Genomic DNA, 24,326 nt, shown 5'->3' on the forward strand with positions numbered 1-24,326 from the left:
GAGCAATAAAAAACGAGCCAATTGTGGCTCGTTTTTCGTTTCTGTTTTGCTCGCCTGCAAAGATTATGGGATTTTCACTAGCGAATCTCGAGAAAGATCCGCGATAGACTTCGCGCCTGTCAGCGTCATAGCTACACGCATTTCTTTATCGTACAGATCCAGTAGGTTTTCAACGCCTGCGCCGCCTTGTGCAGCCAATGCGTACACAAATGAACGACCAAGCAGTGTGCAGTCTGCGCCCAGCGCGAGCATACGAACCACATCAAGACCAGTACGGATACCTGAGTCCACAAAGATCTTAAGATCGCCTTTTACCGCATCTGCAATGCTTGGTAGTGCTTTAGCACTTGAAAGTACGCCATCTAACTGACGACCACCATGGTTAGACACCACAATGCCATCCGCGCCGAAACGTACCGCATCTTTCGCGTCTTCTTCGTCGAGGATGCCTTTGATGACCATAGGGCCATCCCAAAAGTCACGAATCCACTCAAGATCTTTCCAGGAGATAGACGGGTCGAAGTTTGCGCCTAACCAGCCGATGTAATCTTCTAGTTTTGTTGGTTCGCCGCGATACGTTGAGATGTTACCTAAGTCGTGCGGCTTACCAAGTAGACCCACATCCAGCGCCCAGCTTGGGTGGCGCATCGCCTGGAATACACGACGCATGGCTGCGTTAGGACCACTCATACCTGAGTGCATGTCACGGTAACGCGCGCCAGGAACTGGCATATCAACGGTAAACACCAGCGTTGTTACGCCCGCAGCTTTTGCACGCTCAAGCACGTTCTTCATAAAGCCACGGTCTTTAAGCACGTAAAGCTGGAACCACATTGGACGTTCAATTGCAGGTGCGACTTCTTCAATCGGACAAACCGAAACAGTCGACATAGTAAACGGGATGCCTTTTTTCTCGGCTGCTTTTGCTGCTTGCACTTCGCCTCGGCGCGCGTACATACCAGTTAGACCAACAGGAGCTAGCGCGATTGGCATTGCCAGTTTCTCACCGAAGATCTCGGTTTCTAGGCTCAAATCTGTCATATCGCGTAGGACGCGTTGGCGAAGAGCGACATCACCTAAATCGTCAGTATTACGCTTCAGCGTGCGTTCGTCGTAAGAACCGCCATCAATATAATGGAATAGAAACGGGGAAGCTTGGCTTTCGCGGCAGCGCGGTAGTCAGTAGAAGCTGAGATAATCATAATGGTGTCCTAGCGGTTATTCTAAGCAAAGTTGTGGAGCAATTTGCTCTTTCGTTGAGCCTTCATCGCAAAGCAGTGAAGGCATCAAAATGAGTATAGTTACCTATGGTTCACTTACTTTTGAACTGCTGATGTTGGTAACTCATTTACATAATTGATTGAAAAATTTTGTTAAATCACTCAATCAGTTATACAAATTGGAAAGGATGACACAGCTGCCGGGGGGATTGATGTAGCAAGCTAAATCAACATGTCGGGGTAGTAGTGCTGACAGCTGTGTCAAATTAGGCAGGGCTACAAACCCTGCGTTTCGCGTTACTTCATCAAGACATCCGTCATTTGGAGGCCGTAAATCAACACCAATCCAATAATGCCCGTCATTACAATGTAGTAGAACGTAGGGATAATCGTCTTACGCAATGTTGCGCCTTCACGGCCAAGTAAGCCTACGGTGGCTGATGCGGCAACAACGTTGTGAATCGCAATCATGTTACCTGCGGCTGCGCCAACGGCTTGAAGCGACACAACAATCACACTCGAAATAGACAGTGTTTGTGCGACTTCGAATTGGAACTGGCTGAACATCATGTTTGAAACCGTATTTGAGCCAGCGATGAAAGCACCCAGCGCACCAACAGTGGCACTCAGTGCTGGGAACGCAGAACCGACAAGGTCAGAGGCAAAGTTCGCTGTTGTGACCGGCATGCTTGCTAGGTCAGCGCCGTTAATACCAGAGTTGATGAAGATACGAACCATCGGGATGGTAAATACCAAGACAAACCCCGCGCCAATCAGTGTTTTGCTTGACTCGCCAAACGCTTCACGCAATGGCTTTGCGCTACCGCTTTGTAACATTGCGGCAAGCAGTGCGACAAACACGAGGATGCCACCTGGCAGGTACAATGGCTGAATAGCGGCACTCACACCAGTCTCACCAAGAATATTGCTGAACGACAAACTTACGCTTTGTACAAAGCCTTTCAGTTCCGGACTTACGCGGCTTGCGACGAGAACTACCGCCAGCATTACATATGGTACCCAAGCTTTTACGATGCTCATTGGCTTGCCTGGATTGTCGTTTAGATCGACTTTTAGCGAGCCCAGCCATTCAGCAGGCCATTTGTCTTCGCTTTCGAAATCCCACTTAGTCTTTGGTACTAAGAAGCCTTTTTTCGCTGCGGTAACAACAATAGAAAGACCAACCAAACCACCGATAAGTGAAGGGAATTCTGCACCCAAGAACACACCAGTTAACGCGTATGGCACAGTGAAAGAGACGCCTGCGAATAAAGCAAATGGTAGAATATCCAGACCTTCACTCCAGCTTCTGTTCTTGCCGAAGAAACGTGTTAACATCATCGCCATTAATACAGGGATCATCGTACCTACAACAGCGTGAATCACAGCAACGTGCGCGGTGATATCTTGCAGGTACATTTCCCATGTTGCGCCTTGTGCAGCCAAAGACTCACTGATGTTATGCGTGTCTAAACCTTTGTTTACACCCACGATGATTGGTGTACCCACCGCACCGAATGAAACAGGCGTTGACTGAATCATCATGCCCATTAGGACAGCGGCTAGCGCAGGGAAGCCGATTGCAACCAGTAGTGGTGCAGCAATTGCTGCCGGGGTACCAAACCCTGATGCGCCTTCAATGAATGAGCCAAAACACCAAGCAATGATGATGGCTTGCACACGGCGGTCAGCTGAAATATCGGTAAATCCATTACGGATAGTGGTGATCGCTCCAGTGTGTTTTAAAGTGTTGAGCAAGAAGATGGCACCAAACACGATCCATAGAACAGAGACAGTAATGCCTAGCCCTTGGAATACAGAAGCCAGTACGCGATTGGCTGACATATCCCAAAACATTAGGGCAATAGCGACGGTTAAACCGAACGCAACAGGCATGGCTTTTTTAGCAGGCCAGTTGAGACCAACCAATAAGATGGCGGCAACAACAATTGGCGAAAATGCCACTAGGGCAAGTAGGGTTTCACTCATTTGTACATCCTTCGTACGCTGACTTCTCGAACGGTGTCAATCCGCTGTAGAGGTGACTTTTTGTTGTAATGGTTTTGTTAATTTGGCGTGAATTTACTCCTTTATTTTTTGTTGATATAGGGAAATAATGAAAATAATTAATTCCAAAAGTGACATAATCGTATGAGAGCAGACGACTTAATCCTATTTTCTCAAGTAATCGAACTGGGCAGTTTTAGTAAGGTTGCAGAAGCAAATAACCTTACAAATTCGGTAGTTAGCAAAAGAATGGCAAGGTTGGAAGAAGAGATAGGGGCGCAGCTATTATATCGAACAACGCGTAAATTGACCTTAACCGAAGCAGGTAAGGTGTTACTCCACAGTGCTAAAAATGTGAAGCAGGCCACTCAGGAGGCTATGGACGCTGTTGCAGGCTTTGGAGAGAATGTGAGCGGTCACATAAAAATGTCCGTGCCGTGTATCTCTGGAGATTTGATACTTGCTGATGCCGTTGCGGAATTTTGTAACCTTCATCCGGGTCTGACCGTGGACATGTCATTGGATAACCGCTTTGTCGATTTGGTGGCTGATGGTTACGATTTAGTCATTCGAACTGGCTACCTAGCCGATTCCAGTTTGATCGCACGACATATTCTCGATTCCCAATGGGTGGTATGCGCGTCCCCTTCATATATCGCTAAAAATGGGAAGCCGATCGAGCCGATTGATCTCACCACGCACAATTGTCTGCAATACGCTTACCAAACCACAGGTGCAACGGATTGGGAGTTTAAAGGAGAAGATGGTAATTACATCGTCAAAGTATCGGGCTGCTTTTCTACTGATAACGCGACCGCATTACGTAAAGCCGCTCTGGGCGGCCATGGTATAGCTTACGTCCCGCGATGCTTGGTGTATCACGATATTCGCAATGGCCAACTGGTGGATATTTTTCCTGAACTAGTGGGTAAAAAGTTGGGTATCTATGCGGTGTATCCGTTTACTCGTCAACCACCGAATAAAGTGAAACTGCTTATTGAGCACATTCGTGATCGTTACTTAACGATATCTCATTATTTCTAGTTCCTTCATAGATTTAAAACAATGTCGTTGAAATCAATATTGGGTGCTCTAAGGTAATCACCGCAATAAAACGATATGAAAATAAACAACTTAATAAAAACAACGGAGTAACACGGACGTTATGCATTACCCAAAAACACGTAAAGATTCTGTCGTGGACACTTACTTTGGTCACGACATTGCCGACCCTTATCGCTGGTTAGAAAATGATCGCAGCGAAGAAACCGCACAATGGGTTTCGGGTCAAAACTCAGTGACCTTCGATTTTCTTGGTCAGGTCCCGTACCGCCAACAAATCCGTGACTTGGTCGCGAACAGCCAAAACTACGAAAAATATTCCCAGCCATTTGTACGTGGTGACTACACCTATTTCTACAAAAACGACGGTTTGCAAAACCAAAGCGTATTGTATCGCCGTAAAGGCGAGGGAGAAGCCGAAGTCTTCCTTGACCCAAATACGTTCTCTGAAGAAGGCACGACCTCTCTTGGCGAAGTCAGCTTCTCGAAAGATTATCGTTTGGTCGCGTATTCCATCTCGGAAGGGGGCAGTGACTGGCGCAAGATCTTTGTTATTGATGCGGAAACCAAAGAACAGTTAGAGCCTGAGATTGTGGATGCGAAGTTTACGTCGATTTCTTGGCTGGGCAGCAAAGGCTTCTATTACTCAAGCTATGATAAGCCGCAAGGCAGTGAGTTATCTGCGCGAACCGAACATCACAAGCTTTATTATCATGAACTTGGTACACCTCAGTCTGAAGATAAAGTGATTTTCGGTGAGTTGGATACGCAGGTTCACCGTTATGTGTCTGGTACCACGACGACGGACGATCGCTTCCTCATTATTTCTGGCGCAGAATCCACATCGGGTAATCGTCTGTTTTATATCGATTTACAGTCTGAGTCCCAAGCGATTGTGACCCTTCGTGATACAACGCAAGGCGACACCTACTTGATTGATAGCCAAGACGAAACCTTGCTGCTTTACACCAACCTAGATGCGCCGAATGGCAAAGTTGTCAGCTACAACACCCGAACAGCGCAATGGATGGATGTGATTGCTGAACAAGAACAGCCGTTAGAAATCAGCAAAGGTGGCGGTTATCTGTTTGCGACTTATATGGTGGATGTACTTTCTAAAGTGCAGCAGTTTAACTACCAAGGTGAATGGATTCGAGATGTTGAACTGCCGGGAGAGGGTACGGCTTATGGTCTAGCGGGTAAAAAAGAAGAAACCACGCTGTATTACACCTTTACTAACTACGTGACGCCACCGACGATCTTCTCATTTGATGTTGAGTCTGGTGAATCGACGCTGTTTCAAGAATCAAAAGCGCCATTCGAGCGCAGTGAGTATGAATCAAAACAGGTGTTCTACACCTCAAAAGATGGCACGCAAGTACCGATGATCATCTCATACAAGAAGGGCATCGCGCTTGATGGCAGTGCGCCAACCATGCTGTATGGTTACGGCGGTTTTAACATCAGCCTCACTCCGATGTTTTCTGGCAATGTGGCCAACTGGCTGGAATTGGGTGGTATTTACGCAGTAGCCAACATGCGAGGCGGCGGTGAGTACGGTAAAGCTTGGCACAACGCAGGCACTCAGCAGCAAAAGCAAAACGTATTTGATGACTTTATTGCGGCGGCGGAATACCTGATTGAAAACGACTACACTAGCTCCGAGCGCCTAGCGATTCGTGGTGGTTCAAATGGCGGCTTGTTGGTTGGTGCGTGTATGACGCAACGTCCTGAGTTATTTAAGGTGGCGCTGCCAGCCGTGGGTGTGCTTGATATGCTGCGTTACCACACGTTTACGTCTGGAGAAGGCTGGAAGTATGACTATGGCACGTCTGAACAAAGCGAAGCGATGTTCCAATACTTGCTTGGCTACTCTCCTGTTCACAATGTAAAAGAAGGCGTGCAGTATCCTGCGACATTGGTGACAACCGCCGATCACGACGATCGTGTGGTTCCAGCACATTCGTACAAGTTTATTGCGGAGCTGCAAGACAAGCAGCAAGGTGCTAATCCAGTATTGATACGCATTGATGTCAATGCTGGTCATGGTGCAGGGATGCCGCTGAGTAAGCAAATTGACCTCACCACAGACGTGTATGCATTTACGTTATACAATATGGGTATTGAGTCGATTTAATGCCTTAGTTGCACGAAGCTTCTGAGAATAAAAAATGCCGCGACACTGTCGCGGCATTTTTCATGGTTGGGGAACTCAATTCATACTGTTTGCCAGTATGTGAGCCAGGTTGACTAAGTCTGACTCTTGAACCAACCAGTCTCGGCGGCCAAACCGAAAGGCAGCTACGCCATTCTTAAGACAAGATGAAATCATCACCTTTTCTTAATCCTAGTTTATGAATATGAAACTGTGATGAACCTAAGCCGCACTGTGCTGATTTTCACTGTTTTCAAGATCAAATGAGGCATCTATCAGCTTTTTCGTGTAGTCATTTTTAGGGTTTTGGAAAATATTTTCGGCTGTACCTTGCTCCATGACCTCGCCTTTTTGCATGACAAGAACACGGTCAGAAAGAGCTTTGACGACTGATAGATCGTGGCTAATAAACAAGTAGCCAATGTTATGCTTTTTCTGCAAATCTTTCAGGAGATCAATCACAGTCAGTTGAACCGAGCGGTCCAATGCAGAGGTCGGCTCATCAAGCAAAATAAACGAAGGTTCAAGGATCAGTGCTCGCGCGATAGCAATACGCTGACGCTGGCCTCCCGAAAACTCGTGCGGATAACGGTTGATGGACGCGGGATCTAAGCGAACCTCTCGAAGCACGTCGCGTGCTTTCTGCATACGTTCTTTTTTACTCAACATTGGCTGGTGGACAGTTAATCCTTCTGTGATGATCTCACCGATAGTCATACGAGGAGAAAGCGAACCATAAGGGTCTTGGAACACCATCTGAACGTCTTTTTTCAGCTCAAAACGTTCTTTGTTTGTCAGCAAAGCCATATCTTGGCCTTTGTATTCGATTTTACCTGTGGATGGCAGGAGGCCTATCAGTGCGCGGCCGAGGGTAGACTTGCCTGAACCGGATTCCCCAACAATCCCGAGTGTTTCCCCTTGTTTGAGCTCAAGAGAAATGCCTTTTACGGCTTCGAAGTACTCATTTTTACTGGCAATAAAATGCGACTTTATCAAGAATTTGACTCGTATATCGTCAGCTTTTAATAGTTGTGTAGCACTCTCGCTAATAGGGGCCTTACTGCCTTTTGGAATAGAGTTGATCAGCATACGTGTGTATTCGTGTTTTGGGTCTTCGAAGAGTGTTTGCGTTTCGCCTTCTTCGACGACTTCCCCTTTACACATCACAATGACACGGTCGGCAAAGTGTTTTACAACGCCTAAATCATGAGTAATAAAAAGTATCGCCATGCCCATCTGAGCCTGAATTTCTTTAATCAGGTGCAGCACTTCTGCTTGAACCGTGACATCTAACGCGGTGGTTGGTTCGTCGGCAATCAAAATATCGGGTTCGTTAATCAGTGCCATTGCAATCATGATGCGTTGTAACTGACCGCCAGAAAACTCGTGCGGATATTTGCTGTACGCTTTCTCTGGCTCTGGCATGTGAACCAGTTCAAACAGCTCTAACACTCTCGCTTTGGCTTTCCGTCTATCCACTGGACGGTGGCACATGATGGCCTCAGCAACTTGGATCCCCACCCGCATGTATGGGTTCAGTGAGGTCATCGGCTCTTGAAAAATCATACCGATACGATCACCGCGAATGCTTTGCATTTCACGCTCCGTTTTATCCAAGATGGAGCTACCCTCAAACATGATGGATGAGTTCGTATGCAAAATAGCGTTGTCTGGCAATAGTTTCATCAATGCATTGGTTGATACTGACTTGCCAGACCCAGACTCGCCAACGATGGAAAGCGTCTCGCCTGCTTTTAAATCGAAGCTAACATTCTTTACTGCATCGACGATCCCATCGTTTGTCGTAAAGCTGACCGATAGGTTATTCACCGAAAGAATGGTTTTAGAAGACATCACAGATCCTTGTGGTTGATAAAGCAAATGATACTCAAGCAATGGACAGCACAAACCTAGCTGGCCTCAATGCTTGGGCTTTAGATTAATTATAAAGGTGAGAAGGCGAAGACTTTGCCGAACTCATCGCTTGCAAATGCAAAAACTGCTCATGTGCGCGCGTCACATGGTCTAGCTCAATCATCCATTGAGCATTGCGTTGAGCAGAGCAAAATGCCGCCATATGAGCTAACAAGTCTTCACTTTGTTGACCAAGTAAATGACCCACACGCTCAATAAGTTCATGATTCTCTAGTTGCAAGAATTGGAATAGTGCGTACGTTTGATTGAGTGTTGAAAAAGCATCGCGCTGCAATCCGAGTTTGTTGAGAATCTCGGATTGCGCGACGCACGCATCTCTCAGCCCGGTGATGAGACAGACAAACTGACAAGGTTTGGTGTGAGCATTTTCGAGCGCCGAATGAATGTGGTTGGGTAGATTGCTGAGTACATCGTCGTATAAACGATGTGCCTCGGGCCAGTGGCCTTGTTCCATCAATTGCTCTGCTTTCAAGTAGCGCATCCAGCATTGCTCAATATTCATGTCCATCTCCACAAGAGTTGATTTGTTTTGATATTAAATGAAATTGATTATCAATTGCAAGTGCGTATTAATATCACTTTTGTGCTCATAAAATGTCCAATCAAACTAGGGTGGAAGGTAAATCACTTAAAATTAAGCAAATAATCTCTACACTCAAATGACGAAAATAAGAAAAAAGGAAGTGGATATGGCAATACTAAGATTGGAAGCTAAGCAGCTATATTCTGTAGCAGATCTAGAGAATATGCCATGTAAGTCGACCAAGGAGTTACCTCCAATTGATGAGATTGTGGGCCAAGAGCGCGCGCAAAAAGCGGTCGAGTTTGCGATGTCCATCAAAGAGAAAGGGTATAACATCTACGCCATTGGTCAGAATGGGCTAGGTAAACGCACCATGATCCTGCGCTATCTGAATCGTCACCAGCACGATGCAGCAGCCTTGTTTGATTGGTGTTACGTTGCGAACTTTGAAGATACCCGCACACCCAAGGTGTTGAAGCTGCCTTGTGGTATCGGGAATAAGTTACGTGTTGATATTGAAGCCTTAATGGGCAAACTACTGAATGCTTTACCCCTAGCGTTCGACAATGAAATGTACTTTAGCCGAGCTGAGCGATTAAAAAACCAATTGGCGGCGAAGCAACAAAACGAGCTGGACCGCATTAGCCGAGAGGCAAAAGAGAAAGGCATTAGCTTGACGCTTACCACACAAGGCGATTATCAGTTTGTCGCCATGAATGGTGACGAGCTTCATACGGAAGAGTCTTTTGATGCACTAAGTAAGAAAGAGCAAGAGCAGTTCAGTGATGCTATTGATGAACTCGAAGTACGATTACGTTCGATGGTCCGTGAACTCACAGAGTGGGAAGAAACTTACAGCGACAAAATCAAAAAGCTTAATGATGAAGTGACGCTCGATGTGATTACTCACTTCATTAAAAAGCTCAAAGTGGATTACGCAGAATATTCTGAAATCAAAACGTACTTAACTGAGCTGCAAAAAGATATTGTTGAAAACGCAGATATCTTCCTTGACCAAAGTGGTGAGCAAGGCGAAATTGCAACGGCGTCGTTGGATAAAAAATTGCCACGTCGTTATAAAGTGAACGTCTTGGTAAGTCGCAACAGCAGTGACTTTCCTATCGTTGTTGAAGAAAACCCCAATTACCATTCGCTCTTCGGTTCGATTGAGACAGCCACTTTCAAGGGAACCGTGTTTACCGACTTTTCGCTGATTCGTGCGGGGAGTTTGCATAAGGCGAATGGCGGCGTTCTGTTAATGGATGCACAGAAAGTGCTTGAACAGCCTTACGTTTGGGATGGTTTGAAGCGCGCACTGCGTGCTCGTCAATTGAGCTTTACCTCCCTAGAAAAAGAAGTGACATTGACAGGGGCGGTATCACTCGATCCCGAGCCTATCCCGCTCGACATTAAAATCATTCTGTTTGGTGACTACCGAACTTATCAATTACTGCAGCATTACGATCCAGAGTTCAGTGAGTTGTTCCGAGTGACAGCGGATTTTGAAGATGAGATGAAGCGAACGCCAGAGTCGGAACTGCACTATGCGCGCTTTATTTCTAGCGTCGTGAACGACAACAATATGCTGCACTGTGATAGAAAGTCCATGGGACGGATTATCGAATACAGTTCACGCTTGTCTGGTGATCAAACCAAGCTATCACTCCACTCTGCCAATATTGCGAATTTATTACGTGAGTCAAACTACGTTGCTCGTCAAGCCAACTCCAACATGATCCGTATCGGTCATGTGGAAGAGGCGCTCAAGAACCAAGAAATGCGAGTGAGCCGATTACGTGACAATGTGATGGAAACGTTTGTCAACGGTACAACCTTGATTCGCACTGAAGGGAAGGCTATCGGTCAAGTGAATGCCCTCTCGGTATTAAGCACCAGCGACTACATGTTTGGCGCGCCGAATCGCATCACCGCGACGACGTGTTACGGCGATGGGGATGTTATCGATATCGAACGCAGTGTGGATTTGGGCGGCAGTATTCACTCTAAAGGCGTGATGATTCTATCGGCCTACTTGTCTTCCGTGTTTGGTAAAACGGCGCGAGTACCATTAACCACAACGATTACGTTTGAGCAATCTTATGGTGGTGTCGACGGTGATAGTGCCAGCATGGCAGAGCTATGTGCTGTGGTGTCTGCTTTTTCAAAGCAACCAAACCGACAAGACATTGCGATTACAGGCTCAATGAATCAGTTTGGTGAAGCTCAGCCGATTGGTGGTGTGAACGAAAAAATTGAAGGCTTTTACGATGTGTGTGTGATTAAAGGTCGTCATGAAGGGCAGGGGGTCATTATCCCGCAATCTAATGTTCATAACTTGATGCTCCGTTCCGACATCGTGAAAGCAGTAGAAAAAGGTGAGTTTAATATTTGGGCGATTGATCATGTCACTGAAGCCATCGAGCTGTTCACGGGGAAAGTCGCCGGTGAGCCAACCGATGAAGGTTCTTATCCAATAGATACGATTTTTGGCCTTGCTCAAGCTAAGCTCAATTCGTTGAGAAAATAGCCTAAAACCGCCCTAAATGTGAATGTATCTCATCATAAGTGATCACAATTTATCATAACGACAATATCCCGACACTACTGTCGGGATATTGTCAATAACAGATTGAAAATGGGGACTTTTTGTACTAGACAAAAGTGTGATCGACCTCTAATATTCGCCACTTGTTTATTCGTCTGGGAACTTTCCCGTCGCAAGGAAGCATAGATATTCAAATAACCGAAATGCAGCTTCAGTATTGAGAGTTGCTTGAGTTCGTTTGGATATAGGCATCACGCATACAACTGAGGTCCAGTCATGCAGTTATCACTGAAAAATTTGTCAGTACGAACGCAAATTTTGGTTCCGGTATTATTTACCGCGATTGTTTTGTTTATTGCTTTGTGGATTACCAAAAACAATCTTCAAGCTGAGCAAGATGTTATTGCTTCCAACCAAGAGTCTTTGGTTTTCCATAAAGACACTTTGGCGCGTATTGACGATGAAATTTATCCACTTCGTATTACAGCGGTTTACGCTATCTACGACGCTTCCCGTCGTGAAAATTTTCTTAATGAATTGAAAGAAGGCTTAAAGCAGGTTGAAGCAGATTTAAGTGCGATTGAAGCTCGTAATCTGTTTCGTGAAGATGCGATTAAAGTTCGCCAAGCGATTGAAGCCTATGTTCGATATTCAGAGCGCTCAGTGGCTTTCTTTAACCAGTACGATCAAGGCTTGAAGTCGGACAGTGAGTACCGTGCATTCATTAAAGAGTACCGTAATGTTGGCCGAGAAATGGTTCAACAAATCAATACTCTGTCGAAGCATGTGAATGACCAAGCAGAGCAGTCGACCATAAGAAGCCATCAACAGAATGAGCGTGTACAAAACAACGCTATGTTGACAGTTCTTGCGGTATTTGCGTTCTCATTGGTCGGGGCGTGGATCTTATCAGGCATGATTGTTACGCCTATTCAAAAACTTCAAGAAGTGATGCGTCAGTTGGCAATGGGCAACTTATCAGTTCGCGCAGATGTAGATGGTGATAACGAAATTGCGAAGCTGAGCAAAGATGTTAACCAAACAGCAGAACAGCTTTATAACACGGTCGACCAGCTAACTCGTATCAGTGAAGAGGTTGCCTCGGCATCGACTGAACTTGCCGCAGTAATGACGCAAGCAGAAGCGAATGCTCAGCTAGAGCTCGCTGAGATAGAACAAGTTGCATCGGCTGTTAATGAACTTGCCAGCACCGCAAACAACGTGAGCGATAACGCAACGTCTGCGGATTCGACAGCTCGCGAAGCTGATGGTCTTGCGCAATCAGGTCTGGCTATCTTCCAAGAGAGCGCAGAAGCAAGCGCACAGATGTCTCAGGCATTGAACGATGCAGCGCAAGTGGCAACCGCAGCCGAAGAGCAGTCTCAAGTCACTCAAGACATTAACCGCAACGTGGTTAACATGTCTGAACTCGTCAACCAGAATGTGGCGGGTATTAGTCAAAGCGCAAGCGCGAGTACTGAGCTTTCATTACTTGCAGAGAAGCAGAAAGAGCAATTGAGCTTCTTTAAGCTTTAATTCGCTATTCGCCTAACAAAATGTATAAATCCCTGAGCTATTGCTTGGGGATTTTTTTGTTTGTGAGAAACTGATTTAAAATCAGGAAGTCTATCTAAAACAGTCATTTAGTGAAAATATTTTGCGAGCAAAATCACATATAATGAGATTGTTTTTACATTTTTTGCGTCAATTTTTTTTGACGCGAACGATTTTTTTACCTCAACCGATAACTTGATGGTTGAGAGGTATTCATATCGTCATTTTACTTGGTGTTTTCTTCTATAAGTGCTGTTTATTCAACGCGTTGCGTGAAAAATAACAGCTGCTACTATGCCGCCAGTTTTCTCGTTGGTACAGAAAAGTCCTGTTTTTCTGGTGAGAAAATACATATAAAACAATGATATGGAAAATAACAATGAAATTAAAAACTTTAGCTGTAGCAGTGGCGCTAATGGCATCAGGATCTCAAGTTGTCGCTTCAGAACTATACAACCAAGATGGCACTTCTCTTGAGATGGGCGGCCGCGCTGAAGCGCGTCTTTCTATGATGGATGGTAAGGCAAAAGACCGTACTCGTATCCGTCTTAACTTCCTAGGCAAACAGGAAATCAATGAAAACCTATACGGTGTTGGTTTTTGGGAAGGTGAGTTCGAAACAAAAGAAGAAGGTGCCGTAGATAACAACAGTGATCTTGAAACTCGTTACGCTTATGCAGGCCTAGGCGGTAAATACGGTGAAGTAACTTACGGTAAAAACGACGGTGCATTATTCGTTCTTACTGATTTTACCGATATTATGGCTTACCACGGTAACACTGCAGCACTTAAACTGCCTGTATCTGACCGTACAGACAACATGCTGTCTTACAAAGGCCAATTCGAGCAACTAGCTGTACGTGCTAGCTACCGCTTTGCTGATCGCACAACAGATGCAAAAGGTTTTACAGACAACGAGGAAGATGGCTTCTCTCTATCTGGTATCTACGCATTTGCTAATACTGGTATTGAACTAGGTGCTGGTTATGCAGACCAAAACGATAGTGATGAGTTCATGCTTGCTGCTGCATACTCTGTAGGTGATTTCTACTTCGCTGGTAACTACACAGGCGCAGACGTGGATGTTGCAGGTGAGTCTGCGGATTACAAAGGCTACGAACTAGCTGCATCATACACTATGGGTCAAACTGTATTTACTTCTACGTTCAACAAAGGTGAGCTAGAAGATGCTGATACTGTAGAAAACCTAGCTGTTGATGTTACTTACTACTTCAAGCCTAACTTCCGTGGCTACGCATCATACAACTTCGATCTAATGGATAACGAAGGCGCTGATGAAAAAGATGAACTAGCGCTAGGTCTACGTTACGACTTCTAAGTCGAAACTGTTATCTAAGATTCTGCCTTATTCTTAGTAAACAAAACCCCTTACTTTACAGTAAGGGGTTTCTTGTTTTCCGGGTATCAAAACTGGTCGCTACTTGGTGCTCGTTATCAAAGCTACCTTTTTAGTGTGAGTTTAGTCCCATCAAATTTTAGGTGACTCAGGAGACTTTTAGCGTTGGTTTTACCAACCTCATCAAACTCCATTCCATAGCGAGCATGGTGTGTCGATTTTTGTAAGTTACAAATACGACCTCTCAATGGCGCGAGCATGTGGCTTTCACCGGGCATGGTTAGGTCCAATGAAACGCGATCACCAACCTGAAGTGGTCGGCTCATTGGTGATGTCACAAAGCGGCACCCACTACGAGATAAATCTCTTATCTCGCATTCAGTTCGATAGGCTTCTAAACAAACGCGCGCTCTCAAATTCACTTCGTAACGTACTTCTTTACGAAGCTGAAAGACCTGCATGGTGTTAGGTAGACTTAGCACTAAAATTGGATACGGGTCGCCGAGTCGGTGCTGCAATTGCGCCCGAAATGGAATGACAGCACCTTCCCCTCGATGAGAGTACGCTTTTACATTGATCCAAAAGCCTTCTTGAAAATAAAATTTCAAGTCCTCATCGGAGATGTTCGGGACCTCTATCAATGCGGTATTATTTGAGTGACAGCCGACAAATGTGCTGGTTGTAATAAACTTGGTACCAACAGGTGTCGTGACGTTTAAACTTACTTCACTGCCATGTTCGACCATTGCCATTGCATCGGTGCTATTTAGTGTACTTGCCTGACGTTCGGGTGCCTTCTTGCTTTGCAGAGGTAGTTTGCCGTCTCTGGCAATAGGGCTCATATTTCTCATTATTATTGTCGTACCTGATTTGAGAAGGTAAGGGCGTGAAGTGACAGAGCACTTCCGCATGGTGTTGATTCTATTCAGTGATATAGTTTGATTCAATCAATCCGTAACAAAAATTAGAGAGCAAGATATGCATAAAGTAACTCATGAAGTTGAAAACAACACATTTTGGGTTGATTTAGAACAAGGTTATAAAGCCAAGGTGGTTTATCAGCTTGAGAATAATGTCATGCACATCACATCAACCGTAGTTCCTGAAGCATTACGAGGTAAAGGGTACGGAAAAGTGATGATGGAAGCGGTATTGCCAGAAATTGAGGCACTCGGTTATCAAATCAAACCAGTCTGTCCATATGTCATTCATTATATGGAGAAAAACCAAGCGTGGTCACATCTGCTTGCATGATGATGAACGACAACCAGCAACGTTACCAAAGCATTGGCCAGGAGCTAAAGCTCGGGAATTATCAATCGGTAGAAGTCATACAATCGCTATGGGGAGGCTATGGTGAGTTAGTCCGAGTTAATTATTCAACTTGTTCGGTGATCATTAAGCATGTAAAACTCCCTAAGCCTTCAGAGCATCCAAGAGGCTGGAATACGGACCGCTCTCACCAAAGAAAGCTGCACTCTTATCAGGTGGAAGTGAATTGGTATACGGATTTTTCCAGAGAAGTGAACACTCGCTGCCGAGTACCACAAGGTCTAAAAACATTCCAATCGGAGAATGAATGGCTCATTGTGATGGAAGACCTCGCCGAGGCGGGCTTTCCAAAAGTCATCACCGATGCAAAGCTAGAACATCTGCGAGCCTGCCTTACTTGGTTGGCGAATTTTCATGCGCGTTACATCGGTGTTCGCTCGGATAAGCTGTGGCATAGCGGCACGTATTGGCACTTGGCAACCAGACCCGATGAGCTTGAGGTGCTGCAAGACACCGCTCTAAAAGATGCCGCTCAATTGATTGATCAAATGCTTTCGCAAGCCAAGTTCAAGACGCTTGTACACGGTGATGCCAAATTGGCGAACTTCTGTTTTGATCGAGAAGAATCAAGCGTTGCTGCGGTCGACTTTCAATACGTCGGACATGGCTGTGCGATGAAAGACGTAGCACTGTTCATGAGTAGCGCCGTCAAGCCAGAACGTTGTGCAGAGATGGAAGTTTGGGTCTTGGATACGTATTTTGCTCAGTTGCAACAGGCGTTAATGGTTTATCATCCGAATCTTGACCCAAATGAAGTCGAGCGCGAATGGCGTCCTTTGTTTGCGGTTGCGTGGGCTGACTTTCAACGATTTGTGAAAGGTTGGAGCCCTGATCACTGGAAGATCAATCCTTACACAGAAGCATTGACTCGCAGAGCGCTGACTCACTTACGAAAGTGAGTAGAAGTTTAAAAAGAAAAGCCTCCAACTAGGAGGTTTTAATTTACTTTTTACTTGGCCTGATACGTGCCATGTAATAGGTATTGATGAACTCGCCATCTCGGAAGGAGCCATCAATCGCTTCGCCCTCAATTTGAAATCCATGTTTTTTGTACAGCCCAATGGCGGCGTCATTATCGGCGTTGACTTCTATTTGAATTCTTCTCACGTTTAGCCAGTTATCCGCCAGTTCAGTGACTGTTTCAATCAACTTGCTACCAATACCCAGCCCGTGGAAACTATCATGCACTCCGATGCCAAATGATGCTGTGTGCATTGTTCTCGGACGCTGCGAGTGGTGAAAGCCAATGTTACCCACTACTTTACCATCGATTTCAGCGACGTAGCTATAAACGCCTGCGGGCATATTTGACAATCGTTCTACCCACATTGCGAGCGAAGGTTTTGGGAGTTGCAGGGTTTCACGTTGTGCTTTTGGTTGTGAATAGATTTCTACGAGTGCCGCTGCGTCTTCAACGGTTGTTGGACGTACGATAATTTCCATGCTTCTCTCCTTCGCTTTTTAGTATTAATTTTCAATCTAACCACAGTTCCTTATTTTGGATAGTATTTTTTGAGGTTTGAGAGATAAACACCTTTTAAATTAGGTTGTTATAGCGATGTTTTTCTAAATTTTAGTAGTCATTTATCTTTGAATTTAGCGAATAGATTGCAAAGGTGTTGAATTATTGTACTGAAAATGGCGTGCACGGCAGAGTATCGTGGTGAATTTCATGTTGGAGGAAATAAATGGAATTATTCAAACTGTGACGACGGCACTGTACATCAGTTGACTTGAATCAATTGAGGGTGGAGTTACCTCTTATGAGGTATGGGGAAGAGGTACGTTTAGCGCTATTTATGCTTAACTTGATAAAGGAGTTTCGTTGAGGAAATAGCATGAAATCCTCTCAGTCTAAAACATCGCAAAGTCGGCGTCGATTTTTGCGTGATACTGTCCGAACTGCGGCAGGCGTTGGCGCAGCGGCGTGTGTGTTGGGCTTACAATCGCTGCAAAGCCAAGCTCGAGAAACGAAAGGTGTGCCTATTCGCCCACCCGGTGCTTTGCCAGAAGGCGATTTCGAATCAGCCTGTATTCGATGTGGCTTGTGTGTTCAAGCATGCCCTTACGAAACATTGAAACTTGCGACATTACTTTCACCCGTCGCGACTGGCTCACCTTACTTTACTGCACGCGATATTCCCTGCGAAATGTGCGAAGACATTCCTTGTGTTGTCGCTTGTCCGAGTGGGGCGCTGGATCCGAAACTAACCGATATTGATGATGCTCGAATGGGTACAGCGGTTCTTATTGACCATGAAACTTGCCTTAACTGGCAAGGATTACGATGCGACGTTTGTTATCGCGTTTGTCCGCTGATTGATGAAGCCATCACGTTAGAGATGGTTCACAACGACCGAACCGGTTATCACGCCAAACTTATCCCAACAGTGAATTCCGAAGTGTGTACCGGATGCGGTAAGTGCGAACAAGCGTGCGTGTTGGATGTCGCTGCTATTAAAGTCGTCCCGACGGATTTGGCGAAAGGCAAAGTGGGCAGTCACTACAATTTTGGTTGGAAAGAGATCGACAAACCACTCGAAAATATCCTCCCTAGTGAGACGCCTGTGCCGGAAGGTGCGCTTGAATCGCTAAAAGGAGGTAAGTAATGGCAAAGAACTTAGCTCAAAATGCTGGCAAAGAAGCGGTTGAAAAGCTTGGCTGGTGGCGCGCGCATCGGTTTTTGATTTTACGCAGACTATGCCAGCTCACCATCATTGCGCTGTTTATGGCTGGGCCGACATTAGGGGCTCTAACTGGTAACCTCTCATCGAGTATGTTGCTCGATGCAGTGCCGTTAAGTGACCCGTTAATTTTGCTTCAAGCTTTGGCGACAGGGCATGTTCCGGAGTTTAATGCGCTGTTAGGCGTAGTGATTGTCGTGGTGTTTTACGCGATTTTAGCGCCGCGCGCATTTTGTGCGTGGGTGTGCCCGTTAAATATCGTGACAGATTTGGCGGCTTGGCTGCGCAGAAAGCTCAACATTAAAGCGAGCTATCGTTGGTCTCCTGCCATTCGTTACTGGCTGATCCCAGTTTTAATGTTGGGCAGTGCGCTGTCTGGCGCGATTCTCTGGACATGGTTAGATCCGGTAGCGGCACTGCATCGCGGATTGGTGTTTGGCATGGGCGCGGGTTGGGTGTTGGTTGCTCTGGTGTTCGTACTGGATTTACTCTTGGTAGAACATGGTTGGTGTGGGCACTTATGTCCACTGGGTGCCACCTATGGGGTGATCGGCCGGAAAAGTCTGTTGCGAGTCACCGCTGTACGCCGCGAAGATTGCACCAAATGCATGGATTGCTTTTACGTCTGCCCAGAACCTGAGGTGCTTCGACAACCATTGAAAGAGGGAGATTGTCGAGTTATGGATCAAAACTGCATTAGTTGTGGCCGCTGTTTGGATGTGTGTCCAGAACATGTGTTTGAATTTAAGAATCGTCTAACAGTAAAGAATATCGATTAAGTTACTGAGCCTCATCACTGGCGTTTTTACCTATTTCTCTCGATATTTCAACATCGCGCTTAACCAAGGAATTGAGTGCGATGTTTATCTTCATAACAATATCCCTATGCCATATCTGCTTGGTTTGGGCTGAAAATAATAATGATATTGCGAATTTGTTACATTTGAAGCTATGATGATGTCTTCATATTTAAAGGAAACATCATGACTACCTCATCGCACGGCTGGAGAACGCCGCAAAATTTCCTCCTGTTAATTTCCATTATCGTGCCCATTGCTTTTTCTACCTGGATGGCGTTGTTGAATAACTTTGTTATCGAGAAAGCGAACTTTGATGGCGCTGATATCGGTTTACTTCAAAGTGTTAGAGAAGTACCTGGCTTTCTCGCTTTCACCGCGGTATTCGTTTTACTTTTTATCCGTGAACAACGCTTTATGCTCGTCTCTTTGGCGATGCTTACGCTTGGTACGGCATTAACAGGTTATTTTCCCACTTTGTACGGTCTACTTTTTACCACCTTGTTAATGTCCACCGGTTTCCACTACTTTGAAACACTAAAGCAGTCTTTGTCTTTACAATGGCTATCGAAAGAAGAAGCCCCGGAAATGTTGGGTAAATTTATTTCTGTTGGGGCTTTGGCTTCTCTGTTTACCTACGGTGCGATTTGGGTTTCGCTCGAACAGCTCAAACTTGATTTTAAAACGGTCTATCTAATGGCTGGTGGTTTAGGTTTTGTGCTTATTTTGGTGATGGCATTTGCCTTCCCTCAATTTAAAACAAAAGTGCCTCAAAACAAGAAACTCATTCTGCGTAAACGTTACTGGTTGTACTATGCGCTCACGTTTATGAGTGGTGCTCGCCGTCAGATTTTCACGGTTTTCGCTGGCTTCTTGATGGTAGAGAAGTTTGGCTACTCTGCCGCAGACATTACCTTGCTGTTTTTGATCAACTATGTCTTTAACTTCTTGTTTGCGAAGCGAATCGGCCGCTTCATCGGCGTTGTTGGTGAGCGTAAAGCGCTGATGTTTGAGTACGTCGGTTTGATCTTCGTATTCGTCGGTTATGGTTTGGTGCAAACCGCGGAGTGGGCTGCTGCATTGTATGTTGTCGACCATTTGTTCTTCGCGCTAGCGCTTGCTATCAAAACCTACTTCCAAAAAATTGCCGATCCTGCCGATATGGCGTCGACTGCTGGGGTTGCGTTTACTATTAACCATATTGCGGCGGTTGTGATACCTGTTACGTTTGGTGTGATTTGGCTGGTTTCTCCTGCTAGCGTATTTTACATCGGTGCAGGTATGGCGGCTGTGAGCTTACTGCTGTCACTCAATATTCCAGCGAAGCCAGAAGAGGGCAATGAGACCCGCTTATTAAAGTGGAGCTAAGTTGGTACTTACTATCTAGCAATAGACGATAATTACTGTTAATAGCTTTATTGACTCGGGTGCTTATGCACCCTTTTCTTTATCCTCATGTTGTGTCTTCTATGGTTGTACATATCTATTGGGTCCGTTAGGGTTTTATACCTAAGTATGTTGAAATTACTCGGGTACAACATGAGTCGAAACACTAAGGAGGGTTTTACAGTGCAGGTACATGGCAGGGAGTTGGATTTAGATCTAGGAAACCGTCACGTCGTTATTCAACGTCGCTATGAGGCGTTAGGTGCTGCCAACGATCTGCTCATAGCTATTTGGTTTTTAATTGGTAGTTTTTTCTTTTTGAATGATTCGTTGATTGAAAGCGGGACTTGGCTGTTCATCGTAGGCAGCGCACAGTTGATCATTAAGCCCCTGATAAAACTGATGAGTTTAGTTCATGTTGGTCGCTTAAATAAGCAACTTTCTGGCACATCAACGAGCCGCTGAGATTACACGCCTATTTTGAGCACCTGCAAGCAAGAGGCTAATGAGCGGGTTATCGAGGGGAAAGAGGGAAACATAACGTGGTCACAACACTAACCACGTTATGTTCAGTTTGAAGCTTTAGAATTTAAAACGGATACCAGAACAGTTGTGTGTCCATAACACGCTTGCTGATCGCAGCAATCACTATCACCGCAATCCCCGCCATGCAGATCATATCGGCTTTGGTTAGGGGTCTTAGGCTGTACCAAGTGCGAGATGAGTGACGGCCAAAACCACGTAGCGTCATCGCGTTTGAGATTTGGTCTGCTCTGTCCAAACTAGAGAAAATCAGAGGGCCAAGAATCTTCGCCACGTTCTTCATACGAGTGAACAACGGAGCCTTCTTACTCAGTTCTACTCCGCGTGCTTGTTGCGCGTGTATGATGTTAACAAAGTCCTTTTTCACTTCCGGCAAGTAGCGCAGCGTTAAGCTCACGGCATAGGCGATTTTGTAAGGCACACCCAAGCGGTTCAAGCTAGCTGAAAACTCCGTCGGGTGAGTGGTAAATACAAACACTAACGCGATTGGGAACATGCTGAAGTATTTCAACGTCACTGTTACTAGATAAAACAACGTCTCTTGAGTGAGCGAGTAATTACCGGGTAATGAGAGTAAAACCGTTGATGAGCCCATGAACTCAGTACCTTGTTGCGGTGCTAACGCGAACATAAACAGGGCATTGATCAGCAATACCGTGCCTGTACCCAGTAAAAGCGGTTTGTAGACATGAAATGGCACTTTGGTCATTTTCAATAAGCCTAAACCAAGCACGATCAACAGAGCGATGATTCGCAAGTCAAATGTGGTCAACACCACCGTCACCCAAGCAATGAAAAGCAAGAACTTAGTAATGCCATTCAACTTATGAAGTGGCGATTGGGTATCGATGTAGTTGATACCAAACTTCATCTTATTGTCTTTCATGCCACTGCTTTCTCTGGTTGGTTTACTTCGCCGCTTTTTTGTTGGCGGTGCGCTTTTTCTACATTGATAAAATGCTGCATAAAGCCATTGGTGTCTTCGATGCCAACTTTCGTAGCCAACTCAAACAGACTTGTTGTGGTGAGGTTCGCTTGGTCTAGTAACTCTGGACTGCTGAATACCTGCGTCATTGGTGCATCCGCGACTAATTTACTGTCTGCAATCACGATAGAGCGCGTAGTGTATTCCAGCACTAAATGCATGTCATGAGAGATGATCATCACGGTTACGCCCAACTCGCGATTGAGCTTTTCGATGAAACTCAGCATAGACGTGTAGTTCCGGTAGTCCTGACCTGCCGTCGGTTCATCAAGGATCAGAAGCTCTGGTTCCAAGACCAGAATTGACGCAATGGTCACGCGCTTTTTCTGGCCATAACTTAATGCTTCGATTGGCCAGTGACGGTATTTGCTCAAACCACACAGCTCAAGGACTTCAAGTACTTTAGCTTCGATCTGTTTCTCTTCAATGCCACGATTACGGAGACCGAAGGCCACTTCGTCGAAAATCATGTGATGGGAAATCATGTGATTCGGGTTTTGCATCACCACGCCCACTTTCTGGCTGCGCTCGAAGATGGTCAGTTCGTTAAGATCTTGACCATTCATGCTCATTGAGCCGCTATCCGCTTCAATAACGCCCATAATCAGTTTGGTGATGGTCGATTTACCCGAGCCATTTTTACCAAGTACAGAGACAAACTCGCCACGCTTGATGTCAAAACTCACGTCTTCTAACGCGTTTTTCTCACCGTCGTAAGAATAGGTGAGGCCACGGACTTCAAGCAAAGTCTCGGCTGGCGTTTTAGGTGGTTGTGCTGTTGAACCATCAAACCATGCTTGTACTGCTGGTTTATATTGCTCCAACGGTAAGGTAGTTAAGCTAGAAGGTTTTGCATCGCCCTCAATCGCGCAGCCTGCTTCTTTCAGAGCCGAAATATAAAGCGGTTCGCGGATGCCGTAATCTTCTAGCAGAGGCGACGCTAAAATTTCATCTGGCGTTGTATCGGCAATGATTTCGCCGCTTTCCATCAAGATAATACGGTCAACTGAGCGATGCAGAACGTCCTCAAGACGATGCTCAATGATTACGATGGTTTTGCCTGTTTCGCGGTGTAGCTCATCGATGATCTCGATGGTTTTTTTACCCGTTTTAGGGTCAAGCGCAGCTAGTGGTTCATCAAACAAAAGAATATCGACGTCATCGACGAGAATGCCCGCCAAAGAAACACGCTGTTTCTGGCCGCCAGATAAATCGTGGGGAGAGCGATCTAACATCTGTTCCAAGTCGACCATTTTGGCCGTTGCTTTGACCAATGGGTACATGTCGATGTTAGAAGTCAGCTGGTTTTCCAGCGCAAATGCGATGTCTTCGCCAATGCTCAAGCCGACAAATTGGCTGTCCGTATCTTGCAGTACGGTGCCAACTTGCTCAGTGTATTGGTGCATGTCGAAAGGGGCGGTGTCTTGACCATTGATGATCAGTGTTCCACTGGTTTCCCCTTTGATTGCGTGTGGGATCAGTCCGTTAAGACATTGCCCAAGGGTAGATTTACCACTACCACTTGGACCGATAATGACGATTTTCTCTCCTTTCTCTATCCTTAGATTGATATTTTTTAGCGTCGGTTTGTCCAGCGACTCATATCTAAAAGAGAAGTTAGAAAATTCGATTGTCATTCGACATTAAGCCTCTGTTAAGTTACGGCTTTGCTTGTTACGTTTAGCGACAGACTTAAGAATGAAGAAGCCAACAATAGCAATAAGAATGGTGTTACCGATCGCGATAATTGAAAGCTGGGTAAACACTTTAGTGAACGGTTCTGCGTATAAAATCGTGTCGAGGAATGCAGAGCAACCGTAACCAAATACGTTGCCTAATAGCGCAAGTACTACGAATAACGCGAAGTCTTTCATATTGAAATCGCCTTTCTCTAAACGGTAGCGCGTTAGAGAAGGGAATAGACCGATAATCAAACCAACAATACCTGAACCAAGTACCCAAGTGAGCCATACGCCCCAACCTGCGAATAGGTCAGTGACCCAGTGGCCAATAAAACCAACCAAAAAGCCAACAAGTGGGCCAAATAGTACTGAGAACAATGCTAATACTGCCATGGCTGGTTTTAGCGTTGTGTTTGCAAACACAGGGATGCCAAACATAGGTAAGCCACCGATGCCGTAAAGAGCAGCACCGATTGCAATAACCACAACGGTTTTAGCAGAAAGATTCATAGATAACCTCAGTTCAATGGTCGATTTTAAAGAACGTTCATTTATATTG

19 protein-coding genes and 1 pseudogene are annotated in these 24,326 nt (G+C 45.5%); 11 read left to right on the forward strand and 9 right to left on the reverse strand.

The features are described 5' to 3' along the window. Positions 1–63: 63 nt before the first annotated feature. Positions 64–1,202, reverse strand: a pseudogene (gene lldD, locus P4S59_RS17965) (FMN-dependent L-lactate dehydrogenase LldD). A 315-nt stretch (positions 1,203–1,517) separates the two neighbouring features. Beyond that, on the reverse strand, positions 1,518–3,209 hold the full coding sequence (locus tag P4S59_RS17970) for an L-lactate permease (RefSeq protein ID WP_237309167.1): 1,692 nt from the start codon (positions 3,207–3,209) through the stop codon (positions 1,518–1,520). Between the two features lie 162 nt (positions 3,210–3,371). Here P4S59_RS17970 and P4S59_RS17975 point away from each other — a divergent pair, with 162 nt between their 5' ends. Together P4S59_RS17975 and P4S59_RS17980 are read left to right on the forward strand one after the other, a co-directional pair. Further along, positions 3,372–4,271, forward strand: a complete 900-nt coding sequence (locus P4S59_RS17975; RefSeq protein ID WP_005375112.1) for a LysR family transcriptional regulator — start codon at positions 3,372–3,374, stop codon at positions 4,269–4,271. Between the two features lie 121 nt (positions 4,272–4,392). After that, the gene (locus P4S59_RS17980) at positions 4,393–6,426 is read left to right on the forward strand and encodes a prolyl oligopeptidase family serine peptidase (protein ID WP_337168796.1); all 2,034 of its coding nucleotides are present in this window, start codon (positions 4,393–4,395) and stop codon (positions 6,424–6,426) included. Between the two features lie 240 nt (positions 6,427–6,666). Here P4S59_RS17980 and P4S59_RS17985 read toward each other — a convergent pair whose 3' ends face one another. After that, positions 6,667–8,298, reverse strand: a complete 1,632-nt coding sequence (locus P4S59_RS17985) for an ABC transporter ATP-binding protein (RefSeq protein ID WP_337168797.1) — start codon at positions 8,296–8,298, stop codon at positions 6,667–6,669. Positions 8,299–8,383: 85 nt separating this feature from the next. Further along, positions 8,384–8,881 (reverse strand): hypothetical protein, encoded by a 498-nt coding sequence (locus P4S59_RS17990; RefSeq protein ID WP_085342565.1) that lies wholly within the window; start codon positions 8,879–8,881, stop codon positions 8,384–8,386. A gap of 187 nt (positions 8,882–9,068) precedes the next feature. Between P4S59_RS17990 and P4S59_RS17995 the strand changes: the two genes are divergently transcribed. From P4S59_RS17995 to P4S59_RS18005, 3 genes are all read left to right on the forward strand, one after another. Further along, positions 9,069–11,429, forward strand: a complete 2,361-nt coding sequence (locus tag P4S59_RS17995) for a Lon protease family protein (RefSeq protein ID WP_005394880.1) — start codon at positions 9,069–9,071, stop codon at positions 11,427–11,429. 294 nt (positions 11,430–11,723) lie between these two features. Continuing rightward, on the forward strand, positions 11,724–12,983 hold the full coding sequence (locus P4S59_RS18000; protein ID WP_337168798.1) for a methyl-accepting chemotaxis protein: 1,260 nt from the start codon (positions 11,724–11,726) through the stop codon (positions 12,981–12,983). Between the two features lie 397 nt (positions 12,984–13,380). After that, positions 13,381–14,340, forward strand: coding sequence for a porin (locus tag P4S59_RS18005; protein WP_005394882.1), 960 nt, complete (start codon positions 13,381–13,383; stop codon positions 14,338–14,340). 122 nt (positions 14,341–14,462) lie between these two features. Here P4S59_RS18005 and P4S59_RS18010 read toward each other — a convergent pair whose 3' ends face one another. Further along, positions 14,463–15,209 (reverse strand): flagellar brake protein, encoded by a 747-nt coding sequence (locus P4S59_RS18010; protein ID WP_043884593.1) that lies wholly within the window; start codon positions 15,207–15,209, stop codon positions 14,463–14,465. A 127-nt stretch (positions 15,210–15,336) separates the two neighbouring features. Here P4S59_RS18010 and P4S59_RS18015 point away from each other — a divergent pair, with 127 nt between their 5' ends. Continuing rightward, the gene (locus P4S59_RS18015) at positions 15,337–15,612 is read left to right on the forward strand and encodes a GNAT family N-acetyltransferase (RefSeq protein WP_006741945.1); all 276 of its coding nucleotides are present in this window, start codon (positions 15,337–15,339) and stop codon (positions 15,610–15,612) included. Beyond that, positions 15,612–16,589, forward strand: a complete 978-nt coding sequence (locus P4S59_RS18020) for a phosphotransferase (RefSeq protein ID WP_337169199.1) — start codon at positions 15,612–15,614, stop codon at positions 16,587–16,589. Before P4S59_RS18015 ends, P4S59_RS18020 begins: the two co-directional genes overlap by 1 nt. 43 nt (positions 16,590–16,632) lie before the next feature. Here P4S59_RS18020 and P4S59_RS18025 read toward each other — a convergent pair whose 3' ends face one another. Beyond that, entirely contained in the window at positions 16,633–17,133 is a 501-nt protein-coding gene (locus P4S59_RS18025; protein WP_006741943.1) for a GNAT family N-acetyltransferase, read from the reverse strand. Between the two features lie 395 nt (positions 17,134–17,528). Here P4S59_RS18025 and napG point away from each other — a divergent pair, with 395 nt between their 5' ends. The 4 genes from napG to P4S59_RS18045 all read left to right on the forward strand — a co-directional run bounded on the left by napG (position 17,529) and on the right by P4S59_RS18045 (position 21,022). Continuing rightward, complete coding sequence (gene napG, locus P4S59_RS18030) at positions 17,529–18,299, forward strand: ferredoxin-type protein NapG (RefSeq protein WP_006741942.1); 771 nt, start codon at positions 17,529–17,531, stop codon at positions 18,297–18,299. Further along, entirely contained in the window at positions 18,299–19,153 is an 855-nt protein-coding gene (napH, locus tag P4S59_RS18035) for a quinol dehydrogenase ferredoxin subunit NapH (protein WP_337168799.1), read from the forward strand. The genes napG and napH overlap by 1 nt, the downstream gene beginning before the upstream one ends. A gap of 204 nt (positions 19,154–19,357) precedes the next feature. Beyond that, positions 19,358–20,539, forward strand: coding sequence for an MFS transporter (locus P4S59_RS18040; RefSeq protein ID WP_337168800.1), 1,182 nt, complete (start codon positions 19,358–19,360; stop codon positions 20,537–20,539). Between the two features lie 171 nt (positions 20,540–20,710). Continuing rightward, on the forward strand, positions 20,711–21,022 hold the full coding sequence (locus tag P4S59_RS18045; RefSeq protein WP_043884592.1) for a YrhK family protein: 312 nt from the start codon (positions 20,711–20,713) through the stop codon (positions 21,020–21,022). Between the two features lie 124 nt (positions 21,023–21,146). On the opposite strand, the gene P4S59_RS18050 is transcribed toward P4S59_RS18045, so the two are convergent. The 3 genes from P4S59_RS18050 to P4S59_RS18060 are packed head-to-tail and all read right to left on the reverse strand — an operon-like array spanning position 21,147 to position 24,277. Further along, positions 21,147–21,986 (reverse strand): energy-coupling factor transporter transmembrane component T family protein, encoded by an 840-nt coding sequence (locus tag P4S59_RS18050; protein WP_337168801.1) that lies wholly within the window; start codon positions 21,984–21,986, stop codon positions 21,147–21,149. Then, positions 21,983–23,722 (reverse strand): ABC transporter ATP-binding protein, encoded by a 1,740-nt coding sequence (locus tag P4S59_RS18055; RefSeq protein WP_337168802.1) that lies wholly within the window; start codon positions 23,720–23,722, stop codon positions 21,983–21,985. Before P4S59_RS18055 ends, P4S59_RS18050 begins: the two co-directional genes overlap by 4 nt. Before the next feature lie 6 nt (positions 23,723–23,728). Beyond that, positions 23,729–24,277 (reverse strand): ECF-type riboflavin transporter substrate-binding protein, encoded by a 549-nt coding sequence (locus tag P4S59_RS18060; RefSeq protein WP_005375133.1) that lies wholly within the window; start codon positions 24,275–24,277, stop codon positions 23,729–23,731. Positions 24,278–24,326: the final 49 nt, after the last annotated feature.

This window comes from Vibrio sp. M60_M70 (assembly GCF_037162085.1).
GTDB lineage: Bacteria > Pseudomonadota > Gammaproteobacteria > Enterobacterales > Vibrionaceae > Vibrio > Vibrio diabolicus.